This is a genomic window from Nocardia kruczakiae NBRC 101016 (genome assembly GCF_001612965.1).
Lineage (GTDB): Bacteria > Actinomycetota > Actinomycetes > Mycobacteriales > Mycobacteriaceae > Nocardia > Nocardia kruczakiae.
This window is the reverse complement of the sequence record NZ_BDBL01000047.1, coordinates 39,956-60,704: the sequence shown is the minus strand read 5'-3', so window position 1 is coordinate 60,704 and position 20,749 is coordinate 39,956. Positions and strand designations below refer to the sequence as shown.

Annotated in this window: 19 protein-coding genes and 1 riboswitch; of the genes, 12 read left to right on the top strand and 7 right to left on the bottom strand. The window is 68.9% G+C overall.

The window, feature by feature from the left end:
- Positions 1 to 99: 99 nt before the first annotated feature.
- The 4 genes from NK1_RS28035 (at position 100) to NK1_RS28020 (ending at position 4,945) form a co-directional block, all read left to right on the top strand.
- The gene (locus NK1_RS28035) at positions 100 to 1,392 is read left to right on the top strand and encodes an MFS transporter (RefSeq protein ID WP_245660878.1); all 1,293 of its coding nucleotides are present in this window, start codon (positions 100 to 102) and stop codon (positions 1,390 to 1,392) included.
- A gap of 182 nt (positions 1,393 to 1,574) precedes the next feature.
- Positions 1,575 to 2,930, top strand: a complete 1,356-nt coding sequence (locus tag NK1_RS28030; protein ID WP_084461658.1) for a citrate synthase — start codon at positions 1,575 to 1,577, stop codon at positions 2,928 to 2,930.
- A 332-nt stretch (positions 2,931 to 3,262) separates the two neighbouring features.
- A complete protein-coding gene (locus NK1_RS28025; RefSeq protein ID WP_063013487.1) occupies positions 3,263 to 4,465 on the top strand; it encodes a GNAT family N-acetyltransferase in 1,203 nt (400 codons plus the stop codon).
- Positions 4,466 to 4,555: 90 nt separating this feature from the next.
- Complete coding sequence (locus NK1_RS28020) at positions 4,556 to 4,945, top strand: YccF domain-containing protein (RefSeq protein WP_084490958.1); 390 nt, start codon at positions 4,556 to 4,558, stop codon at positions 4,943 to 4,945.
- Between the two features lie 28 nt (positions 4,946 to 4,973).
- Here NK1_RS28020 and NK1_RS28015 read toward each other — a convergent pair whose 3' ends face one another.
- Complete coding sequence (locus tag NK1_RS28015) at positions 4,974 to 5,483, bottom strand: MarR family winged helix-turn-helix transcriptional regulator (RefSeq protein WP_084461656.1); 510 nt, start codon at positions 5,481 to 5,483, stop codon at positions 4,974 to 4,976.
- A gap of 16 nt (positions 5,484 to 5,499) precedes the next feature.
- Complete coding sequence (locus NK1_RS28010) at positions 5,500 to 6,648, bottom strand: RNA-guided endonuclease InsQ/TnpB family protein (protein WP_063013484.1); 1,149 nt, start codon at positions 6,646 to 6,648, stop codon at positions 5,500 to 5,502.
- Between the two features lie 252 nt (positions 6,649 to 6,900).
- Between NK1_RS28010 and NK1_RS35885 the strand changes: the two genes are divergently transcribed.
- On the top strand, positions 6,901 to 7,137 hold the full coding sequence (locus NK1_RS35885) for a DUF2530 domain-containing protein (RefSeq protein ID WP_030513273.1): 237 nt from the start codon (positions 6,901 to 6,903) through the stop codon (positions 7,135 to 7,137).
- Positions 7,138 to 7,224: 87 nt separating this feature from the next.
- Positions 7,225 to 7,851, top strand: a complete 627-nt coding sequence (locus tag NK1_RS28000; RefSeq protein ID WP_036497939.1) for a TetR/AcrR family transcriptional regulator — start codon at positions 7,225 to 7,227, stop codon at positions 7,849 to 7,851.
- 12 nt (positions 7,852 to 7,863) lie between these two features.
- Here NK1_RS28000 and NK1_RS27995 read toward each other — a convergent pair whose 3' ends face one another.
- Together NK1_RS27995 and NK1_RS36260 are read right to left on the bottom strand one after the other, a co-directional pair.
- Positions 7,864 to 10,704 carry a sacsin N-terminal ATP-binding-like domain-containing protein gene (locus NK1_RS27995; RefSeq protein WP_245660873.1) on the bottom strand — a complete coding sequence of 947 codons (2,841 nt, stop codon included), beginning with the start codon at positions 10,702 to 10,704 and terminating at the stop codon, positions 7,864 to 7,866.
- A 26-nt stretch (positions 10,705 to 10,730) separates the two neighbouring features.
- The gene (locus NK1_RS36260) at positions 10,731 to 12,215 is read right to left on the bottom strand and encodes a DUF3027 domain-containing protein (RefSeq protein ID WP_063906123.1); all 1,485 of its coding nucleotides are present in this window, start codon (positions 12,213 to 12,215) and stop codon (positions 10,731 to 10,733) included.
- A gap of 17 nt (positions 12,216 to 12,232) precedes the next feature.
- On the opposite strand from NK1_RS36260, the gene NK1_RS27985 reads away from it, so the two are divergent.
- From NK1_RS27985 to NK1_RS27975, 3 genes are all read left to right on the top strand, one after another.
- Positions 12,233 to 13,012 (top strand): glutaminyl-peptide cyclotransferase, encoded by a 780-nt coding sequence (locus tag NK1_RS27985; protein ID WP_063013482.1) that lies wholly within the window; start codon positions 12,233 to 12,235, stop codon positions 13,010 to 13,012.
- A gap of 90 nt (positions 13,013 to 13,102) precedes the next feature.
- Complete coding sequence (locus NK1_RS27980; protein WP_063013481.1) at positions 13,103 to 14,857, top strand: MFS transporter; 1,755 nt, start codon at positions 13,103 to 13,105, stop codon at positions 14,855 to 14,857.
- Positions 14,854 to 15,393 carry a DUF2771 domain-containing protein gene (locus NK1_RS27975; protein ID WP_036497932.1) on the top strand — a complete coding sequence of 180 codons (540 nt, stop codon included), beginning with the start codon at positions 14,854 to 14,856 and terminating at the stop codon, positions 15,391 to 15,393. The genes NK1_RS27980 and NK1_RS27975 overlap by 4 nt, the downstream gene beginning before the upstream one ends.
- A 34-nt stretch (positions 15,394 to 15,427) precedes the next feature.
- Here the strand turns inward: NK1_RS27975 and NK1_RS27970 are convergent, their stop codons facing one another.
- Positions 15,428 to 15,856 carry a cold-shock protein gene (locus tag NK1_RS27970; protein ID WP_174552762.1) on the bottom strand — a complete coding sequence of 143 codons (429 nt, stop codon included), beginning with the start codon at positions 15,854 to 15,856 and terminating at the stop codon, positions 15,428 to 15,430.
- A gap of 206 nt (positions 15,857 to 16,062) precedes the next feature.
- On the opposite strand from NK1_RS27970, the gene NK1_RS27965 reads away from it, so the two are divergent.
- A complete protein-coding gene (locus NK1_RS27965; RefSeq protein WP_063013477.1) occupies positions 16,063 to 16,296 on the top strand; it encodes a hypothetical protein in 234 nt (77 codons plus the stop codon).
- Between the two features lie 263 nt (positions 16,297 to 16,559).
- A riboswitch (cyclic di-AMP (ydaO/yuaA leader) is annotated at positions 16,560 to 16,770 on the top strand.
- Positions 16,771 to 16,779: 9 nt separating this feature from the next.
- Positions 16,780 to 17,421, top strand: a complete 642-nt coding sequence (locus NK1_RS27960) for a resuscitation-promoting factor Rpf1 domain-containing protein (RefSeq protein WP_063013475.1) — start codon at positions 16,780 to 16,782, stop codon at positions 17,419 to 17,421.
- Between the two features lie 156 nt (positions 17,422 to 17,577).
- Here NK1_RS27960 and NK1_RS27955 read toward each other — a convergent pair whose 3' ends face one another.
- Entirely contained in the window at positions 17,578 to 17,766 is a 189-nt protein-coding gene (locus NK1_RS27955; RefSeq protein ID WP_063013473.1) for a hypothetical protein, read from the bottom strand.
- Between the two features lie 41 nt (positions 17,767 to 17,807).
- Between NK1_RS27955 and NK1_RS27950 the strand changes: the two genes are divergently transcribed.
- On the top strand, positions 17,808 to 20,162 hold the full coding sequence (locus NK1_RS27950; protein WP_063013471.1) for a helicase-associated domain-containing protein: 2,355 nt from the start codon (positions 17,808 to 17,810) through the stop codon (positions 20,160 to 20,162).
- Positions 20,163 to 20,181: 19 nt separating this feature from the next.
- On the opposite strand, the gene NK1_RS27945 is transcribed toward NK1_RS27950, so the two are convergent.
- Positions 20,182 to 20,700 carry an LppU/SCO3897 family protein gene (locus tag NK1_RS27945; RefSeq protein ID WP_157104471.1) on the bottom strand — a complete coding sequence of 173 codons (519 nt, stop codon included), beginning with the start codon at positions 20,698 to 20,700 and terminating at the stop codon, positions 20,182 to 20,184.
- Positions 20,701 to 20,749 lie beyond the last annotated feature (49 nt).

The window sequence follows — 20,749 nt, the reverse complement described above, 5'->3', positions numbered from 1 at the left end:
GCGACGGGCGATATGCCCGAGTCGCGGATCGGCCGGTACCCGCTATATTCATGGGATGATTTCTCGAAGACGCCGCGCCATGGTGAAAGCCCGGCCGTGGTGAAGGTGCTCGCCGATGTCGCGCCGCTGCGCGACATCGATTTCCGGCGGCTGTGGGTCACCAATATCGTCACCGTCATCGGAGCCCAGCTCTCGGTGGTCGCGGTTCCGCAGCAGATCTACCAAATCACCGGCAGCTCCGGATATGTCGGCCTGGCCGGGATCTTCGGCCTGGTGCCGCTGATCGTCTTCGGCCTGTGGGGCGGCGCGGTCGCCGATGTCATGGACCGGCGCACCCTGCTGCTGATCACGAGCACCGGCACCGGGCTGACCTCGGTGGCGTTCTGGCTGCAGGCCGCGGCCGGGGTGAACAACGTCTGGCTGGTGCTCGGACTCTTCGCGGTGCAACAGGCGTTCTTCGCGATGAATCAGCCGACCCGCGCGGCCATCATTCCGCGCCTGCTGCCGGGTGATCTGCTCCCGGCCGCCAACTCGCTGAACATGACCGTCATGCAGTTCGGCGCCATCGCCGGCCCCGTGCTCGCGGGCGCGCTGATTCCGGTGACCGGACTGTCGATGTTGTATCTGCTCGACTCCATCGCCCTGCTGGCCACACTGTGGGCGGTGTGGCGGCTGCCCGCCGTCCCGCCGACCGGGGTGGCCCGCAAGGCCGGATTGAGCACCGTCGTCGAGGGTTTCAGCTATCTGTCCACCCAGCCCATCCTGCTGGCCTCCTTCGCCGTCGACATCATCGCGATGGTGTTCGGCATGCCGCGGGCGCTGTTCCCGCAGATGGCGCACGACACCTTCGGCGATCCGGTGACCGGCGGTGTGGCATTGGGCCTGCTCTTCGCCGCGATGTCGGCGGGTGCGGTCGCCGGCGGCGTGTTCTCCGGATGGCTCGGCCATGTGCGACGCCAAGGCATGGCCGTGGTCGTGTGCATCGCGCTGTGGGGTGTGGCGATGATCGGCTTCGGACTCGCCGTCGGCGGCACCGGCCATCAGCTGAGCGTCGGGGTCGGACTGTGGATCGCCCTGGCCTGCTTGGCCTTCGGTGGCGCGGTCGACATGTTCTCCGCGGCGCTGCGGACCAGCATGTTGCAGGAGGTGGCGACCGACGAGATGCGCGGACGGCTGCAGGGTGTGTTCACCGTGGTCGTCGCCGGTGGGCCCCGCATCGGTGATGTTGCCCACGGTTTCACCGCGGCCGCCATGGGTACTGCCGTGGCGGCGGCCGGTGGTGGGGTTCTGGTGGTGATCGGCGTGCTGATCGCCGCGGCCGTCTTCCCCGCCTTCGTCCGCTACCGCGTTCCCCGCGTCCACGCCGAGATTCCGGCCGATCAGCACTCGTGAGTACCGCGCGGGCCGCTAGCACGACCGGGCCCGCGAGCTCACATCGCACACATGTGACCGTGAGGTAGCAGATGACGACCCTCACGGATCGGCGCTACCGGTGAGCGGCTAGCGTTGAGGTAAGTGCGCCGGACGCCGACCGCGCCCGACGCCTACGGTTCTAGCCTGAGAGGGATCCTTCCGTGCCCGCTGAGAACATCAAAGTCGCGCAAACGCCTTCGGACGCCAACGGCGCAGGCGACGCCAAGCCGGTACTTTCCTACCCTGGCGGCGAATACGCCATGACTGTCACCCAGGCCGTCGAGGGCAACGACGGAATCGATCTGGGCAAGCTGCTGGCCAGCACCGGGTACGTCACCTACGACCCGGGCTTCACCAACACCGCGCCCACCAAGTCGGCGATCACCTACATCGACGGTGAGGCCGGCATCCTGCGCTACCGCGGCTACCCGATCGAGCAGCTGGCCGCGAGCTCGAACTTCATCGAGGTCAGCTACCTGCTCATCTACGGCGAGCTGCCGACCCAGGCACAGCTGGAAGACTTCACCGACCGGATCCGCCGCCACACGCTGCTGCACGAGGACCTCAAGCGCTTCTTCGACGGCTTCCCGCGCAACGCGCACCCGATGCCGGTGCTGTCCTCGGCGGTCAACGCGCTCTCGGCCTACTACCAGGACTCGCTGGACCCGCGCGACCCCGAGCAGGTCGAGCTGTCCACCATCCGCCTGCTGGCCAAACTGCCCACCATCGCGGCCTACTCCTACAAGAAGTCGGTCGGCCAGCCGTTCCTCTACCCGGACAACTCGCTGAGCCTGGTGGAGAACTTCCTGCGCATGACCTTCGGCTTCCCGGCCGAACCCTACGAGGTCGACCCCGAGGTCGCCGCCGCGCTGGACATGCTGCTCATCCTGCACGCCGACCACGAGCAGAACTGCTCCACCTCGACCGTGCGCCTGGTCGGCTCCTCGGACGCCAACCTGTTCACCTCGGTATCCGGCGGCATCAACGCACTGTGGGGCCCCCTGCACGGCGGCGCCAACCAGGCCGTGCTGGAGATGCTGGACGGCATCAAGGCGAACATCAACGGCGGCACCGTCGACGCCGCGGTCAAGGACTTCATCCGCAAGGTCAAGAACAAGGAAGACGGCGTGAAGCTCATGGGCTTCGGACACCGCGTCTACCGCAACTACGACCCGCGCGCGACGATCGTCAAGAAGACCGCCGACCAGATCCTCGGCAAGCTGGGCGTGCAGGATCCGCTGCTGGACATCGCCAAGGCGCTGGAAGAGGCCGCGCTGACCGACAGCTACTTCGTCGATCGCCGCCTGTACCCGAACGTCGACTTCTACACCGGCGTCATCTACCGCGCCATGGGCTTCCCGACCCGCATGTTCACCGTGCTGTTCGCGATGGGCCGGCTCCCCGGCTGGATCGCGCACTGGCGCGAAATGCACAGCGAGCCTTTGAAGATCGGCCGCCCGCGCCAGATCTACACCGGCTACGGTGCGCGCGACTACGGCGATATCGCCGGCCGCTGAATCACCTGCCCCGAAGCCCGTCTTCCATTCGGAAGGCGGGCTTCGTGCATGTCGAGGGTGATTGCCGCGCACGGCTTTTCACTGGTCCGCCTCGGTGGGCACTGCGCCGCAAGCGGATTCGCGCGAATGACAAGCGCACGTTAAGCGGCTCGCTGGCGCTGCCCGGCACCATCGTTGTCGCGGCCCGGAACCGACACCGGGGCGCCGGATCGGGGCCTGCCTCGGAGGGGACGGCAGGCCCCGATCCGTATCTTCGGCCTTCGCTCCGGCGGGTGGACTGCGCCAGGAAAATCCTGGTGCGCGGGATCGGGCCGGCGTGCGAAGGTCGAGGTATGGCGATCGCATCGGAGGTCACGCTCAGGCCCGCGACCGAGGAGGACATTCCCGGCATCGGGTTGCTGTTGTCGAACGCATTCGGTGTCTCGCCCAGGGAGGATCCGGTCGTCACCGCGCAGCGGTTGAAACTGTTCCCGATCGAGCGTGCGCTCGTGGCCGTGGACGGCGACCGGATCGTCGGGCACACCCGGGACACCACGATGACGCTCACGGTGCCCGGTCCGCATCCCGTCGACGTGTGCGGCGTGGCCGGTGTCGCGGTGGCGCCGACCCATCGCCGTCGCGGGATTCTGCGCGCGATGTACGCCGAACTGCACGAGCGCATCGAGGCCGCGGGGCTGCCGCTGACCATCTTCACCGCCAGCCGGGCCACCATCTACGGACGGTTCGGATACGGGCCGTGTGTGGTGGAGAACCGCGTCACCATCGACCGGCGGTTCGCCGAGTTCCTGCCCACCGCACCGGATCCCGGCGGTGTGACCCTGAGCTCGCTGGACGACGCGATCACCGTGGCGCCCGGCATCTACGACCGCTGGCGGCGACTGGTGCCCGGCGCCCAGGTCCGCCCGCATTCGGCGTGGTTGATCCAGTTGGTCGGCAGCGGCGGCCAGGCCGCCCTGTACGCCCTCACCCATCCCGACGGGTACGCGCTCTACCGCTACGACAACCCCGAGCCGCGCAAGCTCACCGCCGAGGTGGTGGAACTGCGCGCGGTCACCGCCGAGGCGCATGCAGCCCTGTGGCGTGCCCTGCTGGGTCTGGACCTGGTGGACACCGTCACCGCCACCATCGGTGACGACGACCCGCTGCCCCACCTGCTCACCGACTCCCGCCTGGTCCGCACCGTCAGCCGCCACGACGGGCTGTGGGCCCGGCCGATGGACGTCCCCGCCGCCCTGTCCGCGCGCGGCTACGAGACGGATCTGGATATCGTTGTCGCCGTGGACGATCCGTTCCGGCACGCCGGGGGCACCTTCGCGCTGCGCGTGCGCGACGGGCGAGCCGAATGCGAACCCACCACCCGCACCCCCGACCTCGAGCTCGGCATCGACGTGCTCGGAAGTCTGTACCTCGGCGCCTACTCCACCCGCACCTTCGCCGGCGCGAACCGGGTGCGCGCGAAGAACGCGCGCGTGCTCGCGGATGTGGACCGCGCTTTCCGGGCCGAACGCGAACCGATCCTCGGCTGGTTCTTCTGAGCGGGCGCAGCGGCGCCGGGCATATTCACGCGGAACTTGTCGTCTCTGGTCAGGGCGGCACCGCCCTGGCATGCTGGGGAGGTGACCCTCATCCGGTTCGTACTGAATGTGCTCTGGTTGATTTTCGCCGGGTTCTGGCTGGCCGTGGGTTATTTCCTGGCCGGAATCCTCTGCTGCATCCTAATCATCACCATCCCGTTCGGGATCGCGTCGTTCCGGATCGGCGCCTATGTGCTGTGGCCGTTCGGCCGGGAGGTGGTGGCAAAGCCGGGAGCGGGGGCTCCCTCGCTGATCGGCAACATCATCTGGGTGATCTTCGCGGGATTCTGGCTGGCGATCGGGCATCTGGTCACCAGCATTCCGCTGTTCGTCTCGATCATCGGGATCCCGTTCGGCTGGGCGAACCTGAAACTCATCCCGGTCTCGCTGATGCCGCTGGGTCGCGAAATCGTCTCCAGCGACCACGCTTTCGTGGCCTGAGCGCCCACCCCGGGACGCCGGACGGACCCTACTCCGAGTCGGCGACCAGCTGCTTCATGATCGAGACCGCGTCGTCGAGCACCCGCAGCTGATCGGGGGTCAGACCGGACAGCTGGTCGAACATCCAGGCCTCGCGGGCGTTGTTCTCGTCCTGGATCAGTGCCTTACCGGCGTCCGACAGCGACACGATGACCTGGCGGCCGTCGGTGGGATGCGGATCGCGCTTGACCAGCTGCAGTTCCGAGAGCGAGGCGATCACGCGCGTCATCGACGGAGGCTGCACCCGCTCCTTGGCGGCGAGCACACCGGGAGTCATCGCCCCGTCCCTGGCCAGGGTCGCCAGAGCCGACAGTTGAGTGAGCGAAATCTGCGCGTCGGCGCGACGGCCGCGCAGATGGCGCGTCAGCCGCACGACCGCCAGGGACAGTTCACCGGCGAGCGCGCGGATATCGGAAGGCGTTTTGACGTCCACCCCGACGTGATCGTCCGGGGTCCCGACTGCGGTGTTGCGCGCCGCTTCGGAGGGTTCCTGTTTCATCGAGGCTCGCTTTCCGCTAGCCGGAAAGGCTGACAGCCCCTCCGCAGGCATTTAGCCACTCCGCCCGCCCGGCGGCGTGGATGTTCTTCGCGGCGTTCATGTCGCGATCGTGAACTGCGTTGCAGGCCGCGCACTGCCACTGCCGGATAGACAGCGGCTTCGGCCCGTCGACTGCGCCGCAGTCCGAGCAGATTTGGCTCGAAGGGTAGAAACGGTCCACCTTCACGAAGACCCGCCCGCTGCGGGCTGCCTTGTCCTGCAGCATCCGTGTGAACATAGCCCACGCAGCATCGTGGACCGGCTTGGCCAGCCTGGTTCGCGCCAGGCCGGTGACGCACAGGTCCTCGACATACACCGCTTGGTTGTCGCGGATGATTGCCGTGGAGTTCTTGTGCGCCCAGTCCTTGCGGGTGTCGGCGACCTTGGCGTGAATTCTGGCGACACGCGCACGTGCCTTGGCCCGGTTGCTGGAACCCTTCCGCTTTCGAGAAAGGTTCAGCTGCGCCTTGCGGAGCCTGCGTTCCGCGCCGCGCAGAAACCTCGGAGAGGTGATCACCTTGCCACTCGACATGACGGCAAACGTCGTGAGTCCTAGGTCGATCCCAACCTCCGAATCCACGACCGGCAACGGCTCGGGATCCACCTCGACCACGAACGACGCGAAATAGCGGCCGGCCGAGTCTTTGATCATCGTGACGCTCGACGGCTCCGACGGCAGCTTCCGCGACCACGCCACCGCCAACTCGCCGATCTTCGCGATATACAGCCTGCCGTTCGGACGCAGGCCGAATCCGTTGCGCGTGAGCCGGATACTGTGCCGATTGTCCTTGCGGGAACGAAACCGGGGACAGCCGAGCGTTGCGCCTTTTCGCTTCCCTGCGATCGAGTCGAACCAGTTCCGATGAGCCCGTCGCGCGTCCTGGCACGCCTGTACCAGAACCACCGATGACACATCGGCCAACCACGCGCGTTCCGGGGTCTTCTTGGCGTGGGTGACCACTTTCTTCTGAACCTCGGTGTCCGACACCTTCACACCGTGTTCGTATGCCTGCCGACGCGTGCGCAAGCAGTCGTTGAACACCACCCGCGCGCACCCGAACGCCCGAGCCAACGATTCCCGTTGTTCCGGCGTCGGATAGACGCGGTACCGGTAACGGAGCTGCACATGCGCAGCCTAATACAGGCTGCGACAGCCGGAGCCCGAATACTGCAGCAGCGCAACGGTTTCGGGAAACTCGCCAGGTGGCGGCCCGGCAAGCCGGCGCTTCGGGGCCCTTCCCTTTCCCGGAAGGCTGAACCCGACGTGCAGCCCGGACCCCGGAGGGCGGGTCCTGCGCACAACGTTTCCAGCTCACGGACCGAAACGATACGGGACGTCGCATGCCACACCCACCATCCCGCCGCTATCGTTGACTTCGTGACCCCAGAGGTGCCCGAGATCCCGCCGCGGCTGACCGATCCACGTCCCGTGCTGGCTGTGGGCTCGCTGGTGTGGCTGGTGGCCACGGTCGTGGTCTGGTGCAACGACAGCTGGGCCGACGCCCGGCCGATCTGTTTGATGGGGCTCGGAGTGGGACTGCTCGGCTACAGCATTTTCGTGATTCAGCGCCGCGGCGCCCGCAGGGGTGACAAAGGCGCGCAGAAAGGGCTGTGACACCGGCCGACACGCGCCACGCCCGAGCGCGCCAACTTTACAGTGTGCGAATTGACTCATCGCGTCCTGGCGGCTTAACTCGCTTCCGTGTCCTCCCGATTGAGCGTCGAAGAACGACGAGCCCACCTCATCGAGGCCGCCATCGGCCTCGCGGAGAAAAAGGGCGTCGCCGGGGTAACTACGCGCGATGTCGCGCAGGCGGCCGGGGTATCGCTCGGTGTGGTGCATTACTGTTTCGAAAACAAAGATGCGCTGATGACCGAGCTGGTCAAAGCTTTGTCGATGGAATTGCGCGATTCCGTCGAGACCAATGAAACGGTCTGGCAGGAAGTCGGAAGTGGAAAAGAATCCCTTCAAAATTTGGTGCGCGCCAGCCTGGAACTGCTCTGGCTGAACATCGAATCCACACCGCAACGACAACTGCTCACCTACGAAACCACCACCTACGCTCTGCGTGAAAGTGAGCAGACCCCAGCGAAACTCGCGATCGCGCGCGAACAGTATCTGTTCAACGACGCCACAGTCGCCGACGTCCTCGAGCACGGGCGGGTGGCCACCGGGACCGAATGGCGAATTCCGGTTCAGACGTTGAGCCGATTCACCCTGAATGTCATCGACGGAATCGTTTTGCGCTGGCTCGTCGACGACGACAGCGCGGCGGTGCGCACCCAGCTCGACGTGCTGGCGGAAATGATCACCACCTACGCGAAATAGCCGCGTCGCGTATCACGCACTCGGCTGCCGCTGCACGTGGGTGGTGTCGCCCGAACGCCACCACGGCACGGCCACGGTCGCCTCGTAGGCGCCGGTGATCCGGACCTCCAGACGATCGTGCAGCACCAGGTCACCGGCCGGTGCCGGTAGTCCGAACTGCAGTCGCAACAGCACACCCAGCGGCTCGTCCGCCCAGGTCGTGCGTTTTCCGGCGCCGAGCACCTCGGCATGGACGGCCTCCGAGGCAGCGGCCACGTCGAGCAGCGTCGCCAGCTCGCCCGCATGCTCGATATCGCCGGCGACCAGGCGATCCGGCGGCAACGCCAAGCCGAGCCAGGGCCGGTCCAGGACCAGCGCCCGATCGGGATCGATCACCGCCCCCGACAGCGCACGCACCCGCTCCGGCACGCCGATCTCGTCGAGATCCAGCTGCGGCACGGCGGCGGCGATCCGGCGGTGGGTCTGCGAAACCGCTTCCGGGGTGGGCCTTTTCGCCGGATCGGCCAGCGCCTCGAGCAGGGCCACGGCCAGGTCGGCGGTGATGTTCGCCGGATCGGCGAGCACCGCGTCGAGCGCCGTCAGATCGGCCGTGGAGAAGCCCGGCAGTTCGGGCAGCAGATCGGCGAACACCGGATCCGATCCGGCCCGATGCACGCCGAGCGGGCGGCCGTCGACCCGTGCGTGCCGGCGCAACCACCACGCGGTGTAGCCGTCGCGGTCGGCGAGCAGGCCGCGGGTGGCCGGTTCGGACAGCAGCAGCCGCAGCGCCTGCGGCCACGCGTCGTCGGCGACCAGATCCAGATCCCGCACCGCCGCGAACTCCGGCGGATCTTCCGGCAACCCCTGCCACCAGCGGTCCTCGTCGTCGAGGTCGTGGTCCGGACCGGTGGGATCGGTTTCGGTGACGACGGTGAACCCCCAGCCGACGCCGATCGCACGCAAGGCCGAGGCCGGATAGCGCTGCGCGACCTCCGGGTCGAGGGTGCCGAACGGGGAATCGCCGACCAGCACCTCGGCCAGCGGGGCACCCGGGAGCAGCAATTCGTCGGCGGGGCGCAATTCTCCGGTGCTGTCGGGCAATTCGAGTGCGCCGAGCCAGGTCGGCAACGTGACGCCGGCCGGCAGGTGGGCGGCGAGAGCGAGCACGGCTTCGCGCAGATCCTCGTCGTCGGGGCGGTGATCCAGTTCGGCGCGCAGCGCGGTGTCGGTCAGCAGATCCTCCACGCCGGCCGGTTGTGCGCCGAGGCGGCCGAGCAGCTCGTGCGCGGCCTCCGGGTGGGCCAGCCGCGCCCACGGCACCGCCACCGCGTCCTCGAGCTGATCGTCGAGCACCACCGTGCGGGGGCCGGTGACCAGTCGGCCGTCGGAGAGCGGAACGGCCAGCGCTCCCAACTCCTCGGCGGCGAGCGGGTCGGTGACGAACTGTTCCAGCGCGTCGTAGAGCGAATACCACCATTGCGGCGGGCGCTGCACACTTCCGGTCAGTTCGGCGACACGAGCCAGGCCGATGCGGTGGACGTCCAGAACGCCCAGCAGTTCGGCGCTGCCGCGGCCCGACAACTCCGGAACCACCAGCGGCCCCAGCAGAGTCGCCAGCAGATCGGCGAGTTCGGTGGTGACGCCGGGAAATACACTCGCACGCGACGGCGCCGCATCGGTCCGCACCGGGGCCCCCGCGCCGTCTCCGGACGTGCTCGCGGCGCCGCCGAAATCGGGCAGCGCGAACCCGGCATCGGCCGGGTCGTCGCTCGCACCGGCAGCCGGGGCCAGCACCGGCAACCACGGATTTTCGCGCAGCTGCTTCACCACTGCCTCCCGCAGCAGGCCGTCGGCCTCGCTGCGCGCGAAGCCGGGCGCCGGAACGAGTACCAGCCGATCCCCCGCCGGTAGCGCACGGGCGAAATCCGCATAGCCCTCGGCCAATTCGGCCACCCGGACGCCGGGCAACAGCCGGCGCCGATCCGGTTGCAGGGCGATGTCGGCGATCACCAGGGCGGGCAGGGACAATTCCTCGTCGGTGCGGGTCGGCGCGCGCAGCACATCGGCGGACGCCGCCACCGCCCGGCCTTCACGCACCGGGAGCAGCCAGCGCGCCCGCTCGGTGGTGTACTGCCACCAGCGGAAGTCCTCGCCGGAGGGTGCGGTGATGCAGACCCGCTGCAGGCCGTTGCCGAGATCCTCCACCGCGCGCCAGGATTCGTCGTCTCCGATCCGGATCGTATGCAGGCCCGGCAGTTCCAGCAGCAGATCCACCGCTTCGGCCCGCATGCCCGCGAGCAGGTCCGCGGCGTCGACATCCTCGCGCAGCCAGACCACGATCTCGCTGTCGAAACCGGGCTCCGGGGCGACGGCCACCGACCAGGCCAAGCGCAGCACCGGGACGGCGGGGCCGTCCGAGCCGACGGGGATGTCGATACCGTTGTCGCGCAGTTCGGTCAGGGTCTGCGCCCGGGAGAATCGCAAAGATCCTGTGGTGGAACGAAATTCCACCTCGTCACCGGCGGAGAGCACCGCCGTGAACCCGACACCGAACCGGCCGACCGCCGTGCCCGTCTTGCCCGACGCGCGCAACGCCGTCAGTGCGTGCACGCCCGAAAGATCCAGTGGGGCACCCGTATTGGCGATATGCAGAGCCCGGCCCCGCAACCACACCGAGACCCGGCCGGAGACCCCCGCCTTGACCGCGGCGTCGGCGGCGTTCTGCGCCAGCTCGGTGAGCAGCCGATCGCGATACCCGGCCCGGACCAGATCCGCCTCGGTGGCGGCGTCCTCGCGCAGGCGAGTCGGCGAATTCCGCCATGCGGTGAGTACTCCCGCACGCAAGTCCGCGGTGCCGAACGGATCCTCTGTCACCCTTACGGCTCCCCCGCTCGCGCTCGTCAGTTCTCCTCCGCCGCCCCGGACTCGCCCGGCTGCACCCGCACCGCGGACACCGCCCAGGCATCGCTGTAGCGCACCGGTTCGCCACCGGCATCGCTACCGGATACCGCTGTGGACGGTTCCACCGCTTCGACATCCGAAGCCGAGGAGTTCGAGGCTGTTTCGGGCGACGTAGCAGCCGGATCGGCCGGCTCGCGCACAGCTGTCGTGTCGGCGCCCGGAGCCGTTTCGGCGGGCCCGCCAACGGTGTCGGTCATAGGAGCGCGGGCGGCGTCGGGATCGGCAGGCGACGCCTCGGCGGTTCCGCTGCCGCCGGTCGAGGAGACGCCGACGGTGGTCGACGGCGATTCGGCACCGCTCCGAACACCTTCGGCGGCAACGTCTTTCGGCGCGGGATCGGCGCCGGGAGGCTCGTGCGCGGCCGCGCCGTTGTGCGGCAATGTGTCGGCAGCCGTTCCGGTGTCGCCGGCACCGTGGGCGTCGCCCGCCGGGCCCGACGGCGTTTCGGTCTCGGCAGCACCTTCGCCGACCGGTGCCACGGCCGCGGCCGACGCTGCGGGCGTGTCGGGGTCCGCGGGTGCACCCTTTTCCGTCTCCGGATCGGCGTTCGAAGGTTCTCCGGCGTCGACGGCGATCGCTGCTGCGGAACCGGCCGTGTCTCCGGCGGAGGCCTGTGCCTCCGATCCCTCGGTGGCGGAGGTCTGTTCCGCATCGGCGGATCCGTCCCGCGCGGTCAATTCCTCCATCGGCACGACCTCGATCGCCGCATCGTCGTAAGCCTCGTAGAGCGGGGAGCCGGCTCCGGTGGGCATTTCGGTGTCGGAGTGGGCGCCGCAGCCGTATTCGACGTGGACCACCCGGCCGTCGGCGCCCATCGCGTTGGCGCAGACGCCGAAGGCGGCGCGCAGGGCGCCGGCGAGGGGTACGAAGAAGCCGCAGACTCCGCACGTGCCGGGGGCCGAACGTGCCATCTCGGTGTCGGGACCGAATTCGGAGTACCAGCGCTCGGCGGCCTCCACGCGGCCCTCCCGGCTGAGGACCTGACGGCGGCCGAGGCCGATCTCCTCACAGACCTCGTCGACCACCGGGTCGCCGGTCTCCAGATATCCGGGCACCAGACGCGGATCGTCCACGCGCGGGGCGAGTAGATCGCCGGGAGCCAGATCGCCGGGGCGGATGCGCTGTTCCCACGGCACGAAGTCCGGCGCCACCAGAGCGTCGGGCCCGGGCAGCAGGGCGGACTCGCTGACCGTCGCGTACTCGGCATCGGGCGCGGCCGCGACCACGACCTCCCACTGCCAGCCGCGATACCCCGGCAGGGTCGCGGCGAAGTGATGGGTGGCCGCACACTCGTTCTCGCCGGTGACGCCCAGATGTTCGCCCACACCCGTGGGCTGCAACTCCAGGAGCGCACGGCGAGCCAGGTCGACCGCCTCCGCCAGGATCGGTCGCACGCCGGACTCCGAAACAGACACTGCGCTCACGCCCTACATTTTGCCGTATGAAATGCCAACGCCGTGCGGCGGCCGCAGCAGTGCTGATCACGGCGGCCACAATGCTGTCCGCCACGGCCTGTGAGCGCGACGACAACACTGCGCGCCTGCGGGTCGAGGTGGTCGCCACCCGGCCGCACGACCGGGCCGCATTCACCGAGGGACTCGAGGTCGACGGCCCGGTTCTCTACGAGAGCACCGGGATGGAGGGCGACTCCGGAGTGCGGGCCACCGATCTCGCCACCGGCGCGCCGATCGCCGCCGCGACACTCGCCGGCGACTACTTCGGCGAGGGCGTCACTCGCGCCGGGGACACCGTCTGGCAACTCACCTGGAAGAACGAGACCGCCTTCGCCCGCGATCCGCGCACACTCGCCGAACGCCGCCGCGTCCACTACGACGGCGAGGGCTGGGGCCTGTGCACCCGCGGCGACCGCGTGGTGATGAGCAACGGCAGCGACACCCTCACCTTCCGCGACCCCGCCACCTTCGCGACCACCGGCACGATCCGGCTCACCAGCCATCACGACGCCCGCCTCAACGAACTCGATTGCGCCGCAGACGGTTCGATCTACGCCAACGTGTGGCCGACCGATCAGATCCTGCACATCGATCCCGTCAGCGGTGCGGTACTGGCCGAGATCGAGGCCGGCGGCCTGCTGCGCCCCACCGAGCGCACGGGAGCCGACGTCCTCAACGGCATCGCCCAAATCCCGGGCACCGACCACTTCCTGATCACCGGAAAGTACTGGCCCACCATGTTCGAGGTCCGATTCGTCCCGATGTGAGCGCGATGCTCGCCCCGACGGCGGCCGACACGCATCGGATCACAGCCCGGCCGATGTCCACGCGTCGGCCGAGTGCGAGAGAATCGAATCGTGACTGCCTCCCGCGAACCCTCCGGCACCGAACCCGGTCCGTGGGACGGCGAGGAGTATCCCGCTACCCGGCGGCATCCCGGCTACGACCGGTACCCGCCGCCGAACGCCCCGTCGTCCGCACCGCTGCCTCCGCTCCCGCGCCGCAACGGCGAACCGGACGTGCCCGAATTCGTGACCCGGCGCATGGCGTCGGGCGAACCGCCGCGGGCACTTCCCCCGCGCGGCTCGCACAGCGACGACCGTTCCGGCGAGGCATCCGAGGCCCCGACCTCCGAGGCCCCGAGCGCGGCCGAGCGCCCCCGGCCCAAGGACGCGAAAATCGCCGAACGCCAACGTGTCCCTCGCAAGATGACGGTGACGCGGGTGATGGCGATGCGCACCAGGGACCTCACCGAGAAGGGTTTCCACACCTTCCAGCGCGCGGCGCGGGCCGACGGCGCGGGCGAATCCGGGCTCACCGCACTCGTTTACGCGACGATGGCCAACTTCGCCCTCGACGCCGCGATCGCGGTGGCGCTGGCCAATACGCTGTTCTTCGCCAGTGCCACCGCCGAATCCAAGACCAAGGTGGCGCTGTATCTGCTGATCACGATCGCGCCGTTCGCGGTGATCGCGCCGCTGATCGGCCCGCTGCTGGACCGGCTGCAACGCGGGCGCAGACTCGCGCTGTCGGCCTCGTTCGCGATCCGGGTGGTCTTCGCGATCCTGCTGATCTTCAATTTCGACAGCTGGGCGCTCTACCCGCTGGCGCTGTGCATGATGATCTCGAGCAAATCGTTCGCGGTCCTCAAGAGCGCGGTGACGCCACGGGTGCTGCCACCCGGGATCGATCTGGTCCGCACCAATTCCCGCCTCACCGTATTCGGCCTGGTCGGCGGGACGCTCGGTGCGGGCGCGGTGGCCGGCGCGGTCGCCGCGGTGGCCGGGTCCGTCGGCGCCCTGGTGTTCGCGGCGCTGATCGCGGCGGCCGGGGCCTATCTGAGCCTGCGCATTCCGTCCTGGGTCGAGGTCACCGAGGGCGAGGTGCCGGCGACCCTCGGCTACCACAGTCGCGACGGCGGCACCGAAGTGCTGGACCGCGGCGAGAAATCGACGGTGAAACCGAGCCGGCGCCGGCAGCCGCTGGGCCGGTCGGTGGTCACCGGACTGTGGGGCAACAGCGCGATCCGGGTGCTGACCGGCTTTCTCACCTTCTATGTGGCCTTCGTCGCGAAATCGACCGAACACCGCCCGGTGCAGCAGGCCGCGATGCTCGGACTGGTCGGCGCGGCCGCGGCGATCGGCAACTTCGCCGGCAACGCGACCGGCGCCCGGCTGAAACTGGGCCGGCCGTCGCTGATCGTGGTGGAGTGCACCGCGGCGTGCACCGCCGTCGCCGTCGTCGCCATGCTGCTCGACAATCTGATCGGCGCAGCGGTCGCCGCGCTGGTGGCGGCGTGTGCCAGCGCACTGGCCAAGGTCTCGCTGGACGCCTCGATCCAGGACGATCTGCCGCCGGAATCGATCGCCTCCGGATTCGGGCGCTCGGAAACGGTGCTGCAGCTGTCCTGGGTGGTCGGCGGCGCCGGCGGCGTACTGCTGCCGACCGTGTACTGGGAGGGTTTCGCGGTGGTCACAGCGGTCCTGGCGCTCGGTTTGGCGCAGACCTTCGTGAGCTACCGTGGGCATTCGCTGCTCCCCGGATTGGGCGGTAACCGTCCGCAGCATGTCAAACAGGAAGTCCCCCTAGCGACAGGAAAACAGCCACAGTGACCAAGCCCAGCACCCGCACGATCCTCGCGCTGGCCCTGGCGGCAGTTCTGGTCGTCGCCGCGGCCGTGGCCGGCATCGTGGCGGTGGCGGTGCACAACGCGCACGAGGCCGATCCCACGGTCACCGCCTACGCGCACGGCAGAACCGTCACGGTTCCGCCCTATCTGTACTGCACGATCGGCGAACCGGATCCGCACGGCCGCGTCTCTCCCGACTGCAAGCGCACCGAGATCACCGCGGAACTGAATCCGCCGCTGGGCTACCCGGTGCAGCTGTCGCTACCTCGGCACATCGCCGACGCGCCCTGGGTGATGGTGCTGGAGTACCAGCAGATCGACAATCCGGGTAAGACCGTGCAGCACCTGGCCTCGTACCGGGACTACCCGCAGGGCACCCTGGCCGTGACGGTGGACAGCCATCCCGAACCGAACCTGCGCCTGATCGGCGTCGAGGTGCAGTTGCTGCTGCTCGTGCGCGACGAGGCCGGCAACGAAGCCTTCTCGCCGTATCAGGCGTGGTCGATCAAGGCCGCGTGAGCGCGGTCCGCTCGCGAATGCGGTGCTCGCGAACTCAGTGATCGAGTTCGCGCGCCACCCCGCGCACCACTTCGGCGATGCGCTGCGCGGTCTTGCGATCGGGGTACTTGCCCTTGCGGAGCTCCGGCTGCACGGTCGCCTCCAGCAGGGTGATCATGTCCTCGATCATCCCGTGCAGGTCGTCGGGCGCCTTGCGCGGATGGGCCGGAGCTTCCTTGCGGACGCGGTCGTTGCGGCCCTGCGCGGTGCGCACGGAGGGCAGCGGGTCCAGCAGCTTCAGGCTCAGCGCCTGCGGGCCGCGGCGACCGGCGGCCATCCCGAACTCCACGCGCTGGCCGGGCTTGAGCGCCTCGACACCCTTGGGCAAGGCGGACGACCGAACATAGACGTCCTCGCCCTCATCCTGGGAAAGGAAGCCGAAGCCCTTGTCGACGTCGTACCACTTCACCTTGCCGGTCGGCACTGCGCTCACCCGTTCGTCATCGTTGTCCGGTCCGTCCGGATCCAGCGGGACGGCGAACGACCCCGGACACGGACGTAGGTCCCGGCAGAACGCCGGAACCTATCTCTGTGCGAAAAGAACGCGCCCCACACAGCTATGCAGGACGCGATTGGTTCGAGTCTACCCCGGTGGGGATACGGCAAGCACATCCGTTTTACGGTGCACCCATGCCGGACTCCTCCTCGCCCCGCGTACCCCGGGGCTCCAGTGACGTGCTGTTGCGGGTGGCCGTGGGCCTGTTCGCGGTCGGCGTGCTCGCGATCGTCGCCATTTTCCTCACGCCGATCCTGACCGACGGGGACCCGCCGCTGTGGCTGTATCTGGTGGCGATGGCGGCGACTCCGCTGGGCCTGCTGCTCGCGATCGCGTTCGCGCTCTGGTCGGGCCGACGCGCTCGCTGACGGTTTCCCCAACACGCCGGGCAATTACACGTGTGACCTTCATCACATAACGACGCGATAACGCCACGGTCACGACCCGCACTCGAAGGTGACACGCCGCACTCACCTGCATAGACGCGGATTCGGAAGGTCTTGCGGCACAGCACGACCGGCCATACACGCCGGTTACCAAATAGTGATTTTTCAGCCGGATCGTCGTACCGTCTATCGCAGCCGGGACATCCCGGCACCACCGGCCCGCCGCACCGAGCCTCGCCCCGCGGGTACGGACCCCGACGGAACCAGGGGCGAGGGCGGGGAACCCACGTTCCCACAGAGGTTTTCGGAGCTCAACCGGGTTTCGAAGCCTCCGCAGGAAAGCGGGAACGGCCGACAACGACCGCTCCCTTGGGGTGAAGTCCCGGCGAGCCGGGACCGGACGGCCTCTCAGTCCGAACCCGACAGCTCACCTCGCAGGCGCGTACGAGAGGAAGACGACCCGACATGAGTGGACGCCATCGCAAGCAGACCAACACCGGTCGCACCGTCGCCAAGGTCGCTGTTTCCACCGCGATCATGGGTGGCGCGGGTGTGGCTCTCGCTGGACACGCCGCCGCGGCTCCCGATTCGGAGTGGGACCGCCTCGCACAGTGTGAATCCGGTGGTAACTGGGGCATCAACACCGGCAACGGCTACCAGGGCGGTTTGCAGTTCTCGCAGTCGACGTGGGCCGCTCACGGCGGCACGCAGTACGCTCCCTCGGCCAACCAGGCCAGCCGCGACCAGCAGATCGCGGTCGCCGAGAAGGTGCTCGCGACCCAGGGTTGGGGCGCGTGGCCTTCCTGCTCCTCCAGCCTCGGCCTGCACGGCAGCGCGACTCAGCGCGACGTGCCCGCCTCTCCCGCCCAGACCCCGCGCTGGCAGCCGGTTGCCCCCGAGAGCGAGGCCTCGACCCAGGCCCCGGCCGACGGTAACCAGCAGGTGTTCTCCGCCGTCGACAAGGCCGTCACCGTCGCACAGGCGCAGGGCGTGCAGCTGCCGCAGCCGGCGCTCGACGCGTACAACGCCTTCAAAGCCAGTGGCGCCAAGCTGGATCCGTCGATCGTGAACTTCTACGAGGCGAACAAGGGCCTGCTGCCCAACTAGACCACTCACATAGTTTCCCCCTGCAGAGAAGGCCCGCATCTCACGATGCGGGCCTTCTCTGCGTACCGAGGCGGCGAACTCCGTGTGCCCGATGCGACCCCGGATACGAAGAAGGCCCGCACTCCTACCGGAACGCGGGCCTTCTTCGTGTTCGCGTCAGCGGTTGACCACCGTGTGCGGATGCACGTAGGGCAGGGTGTCAGCCGGCACCGGAAACTCGGTGTCCTCGCCGTAGGGCGACAGGCCACCGGAACGGGTCGACGACAATTCGGTGACCGCATGGTCACCGTGGTCCACCTGGGGCCAGCCGTTGTCGACGTAGGGTTTCTTCGTTTTGTTCACCACGGGCTCATTCTGGCATGTTCGCTCGCCGTAGTCTGGATTGGATGACCACGACCGATGCCCGAGCCTCCGACGACGGCGCCGGGACGCATTCCGGGGCCGACGCCGGACCCGCCGAGCTCGGCACGCTCACCGACTGGCTGAGCTCCCGCAGCGACGACGACCTCGTCCGGCTGCTGGGTTTGCGCCCCGATCTCGCCGTGCCGTTGCCCGGGTCGATGACCGTACTGGCCGCCCGCGCGGAACAGCGGGCGTCGGTACTGCGCGCCGCCGACGATCTGAACACACTCGAGTTCGCCGTGATCGAAACCCTCGCCGCGCACAACGCATTCGGCGGTGGTCGCCAGGAGCGACCGCTGCCCCGCGGGCGCCTGCACGAACTGCTCGCCGATCGGGTATCCGCCGCGGCCGTCGACACCGCGCTCGCGCGGCTGATCGAGCGCGCGCTGGTCTGGGGCACCGACGATCTGTTCGTCGTGGCCGCCGCGCCCGAGGCACTGCCGTGGCAGATGGGCGCCACCACGGAACTCCCCGACGCACTGACCGAACCCGAGATCGAGGCGGCGCTACCCGAGATCGGCGGCGCGGAACGCGCTCTGCTCGACAAACTGGCGACCACCGGCCCCCGCGGCCGGACCCGAGACGCCGCGCCCGGCACCGATCCGGAGCGGCCCATCCAGCGGCTGCTGGCCCGCCGGCTCCTGATCTGGATCGACGACGAGACGGTCGAACTCCCGTCTGCCGTCGGCCAGGTGCTGCGGCGCGAGCCGGTCACCGATCCCCATGTACTCACACCCCCGCAGCCGCAGACCCGCGAGCACTCCGCCGCCGATGTGAACGCCGCGGCCGCCGGCGAGGTCGGCGAGTTGCTGCGCCACGCCGGCGACATCCTCGACGTTCTCTCCCAGTTGCCGGCGCCGGTGCTGCGGGCGGGCGGCCTGGGCGTGCGGGAACTGCGGCGCATCGCCAAACAGGCCGGACTCGACGAGGCCCGGGTCGGGCTGCTCGTGGAAGTGCTGGCGGCGGCCCGGTTGCTGGACAAGGGAATTCCCGAGCCCGCACCGGACAACGACGCCGGTGAGGATTACTGGGCGCCCACGATCGCCTCGGACGGCTGGCTGGAGGGCCCGGCGGCGCGCCGATGGGCGGTGCTCGCCCACGCCTGGCTGGAGCTGGACCGATTCCCGTGGATGATCGGCCTGCGCGATGTGAACGACAAACCGCTGGCCGCCCTCTCGGCGGAGCTACGCACGGCACACGCGGTGCCCGATCGACGCGCGATTCTGGCGGTGACCGCGGAGTTTCCCCCGGGTACGGCGATCACGGCCGCCGATGTGGCGCGCGTGCTGAGCTGGCGAATGCCGCGGCGGCGCAGACATTTCCGCATCGAGGCGGTCGAGCGCACACTGTCGGAGGCGGCCGCGCTGGGCGTCGTCGGCCGCGGCGCGCTGACCTCCGCGGGCCGGGCGCTGCTGCACGGTACCGTCGCCGACGCCGAGGCCGAAATGGACGCGGCGCTGCCCGAACCGGTCGATCACGTGCTCGTCCAAGCCGATCTGACCGTGGTCGCCCCGGGACCGCTCGTGCCGGAACTGCGTGAGCGCATCGCCCTGGTCGCCGATATCGAATCCGCGGGCGCGGCCACCGTCTACCGCATCGGCGAAGGGTCGGTGCGGCGCGCGCTCGACGCCGGCATGACCGCCGCCGAACTGCATCAGTTGTTCACCGCTCATTCGCGCACCCCGGTCCCGCAATCGCTGACGTACCTGATCGACGATGTGGCACGCCGGCACGGGCGCTTGCGTGCCGGGATGGCGCAATCGTTCGTGCGCAGTGAGGATCCGGCGCTGCTGGCCGAGGTGCTGGCCGCCCCCGTGGCCGGACAGCTGGCATTGCGGGCCGTCGCGCCGACGGTGGCGATCTCGCAGGCGCCGCTGGGCGAGGTGCTCGAACAATTGCGCGCGGCGGGATTCAGCCCGGCCGGCGAGGATTCATCGGGCGCGATCGTGGATCTGCGCCCGCGCGGGGCGCGGCTGTCCACCCGACCGAACGAACGCCACGCCTGGCGGCCCACCCCGCCCAGCGCCGAACAACTGCGGCTGCTGGTGGGCGAACTACGCGCCGGGGAGAAGGCCGCCCGCAGCCGGTCCGGGCAGCGCGTCCGCAGCGACGGCACCCGCACGAGTACCGCGGCCACGCTGGCGCTGCTGCAACTGGCGGTACGGGTGCGCCGCCCGGTGCACATCGGTTACGTGGACGCCCAGGGCGTGGCCACCCAGCGCATCGTGGAACCGGTGCGGGTGGCCGGCGGTCAGCTGGATGCGACCGATCCGGACACCGGCGCGATCCGGCACTTCACCTTGCACCGGATCGCGTCGGTGGCCCTGGTCGAGTCGTGACCCACGGCTGAAAGCGGGCTCAACTCTTGGGGTTGGCCAGACAGAACGTGGTCTTGGGCTCCGAAAGCGTCAGGAAGGTCGAATTCGCATCGCACAGGAATTCGTCGTTCTGACCGTCGACCCGCTTCACGACCTTGACCGTGGCCTCCGCCGAGTCGCATTCGGCATAGGAGTATCCGGTCGTCTTGTCCTCGTGATAGCAGTTGCCCTGTTTGAGATTGGGCGCCAGGCACAGGAACGCGGTGGTACCGCCGTTGAAGGTCTCCTCGTACGAGGAGTATTCGGTCCCGCAGTCCTGCTTCTTGTCGGAGGTCGATTTCACCGTGTAGACGGCCTTGGCCGAGGAGCAATCCACCGGCTCGGTCTTGGAATCTGCGGGCGATCCCTCCAGCACATTGATGCAGTCACCGACCTTCGCGCGGGCGGTGTCGGATTTTGCCGCATCGGAAAACATCGAACAGCCGGTCACAGTCAGGGCGGCGACCGCCATGAGCGCCAGCACGAGACCCTTGATCGGTCTCGGTCCTGCGAACTTCACCTACGAAAACCTTTCTCGCCGAGCCGCTCACCTATGGCGAACGTGGTGG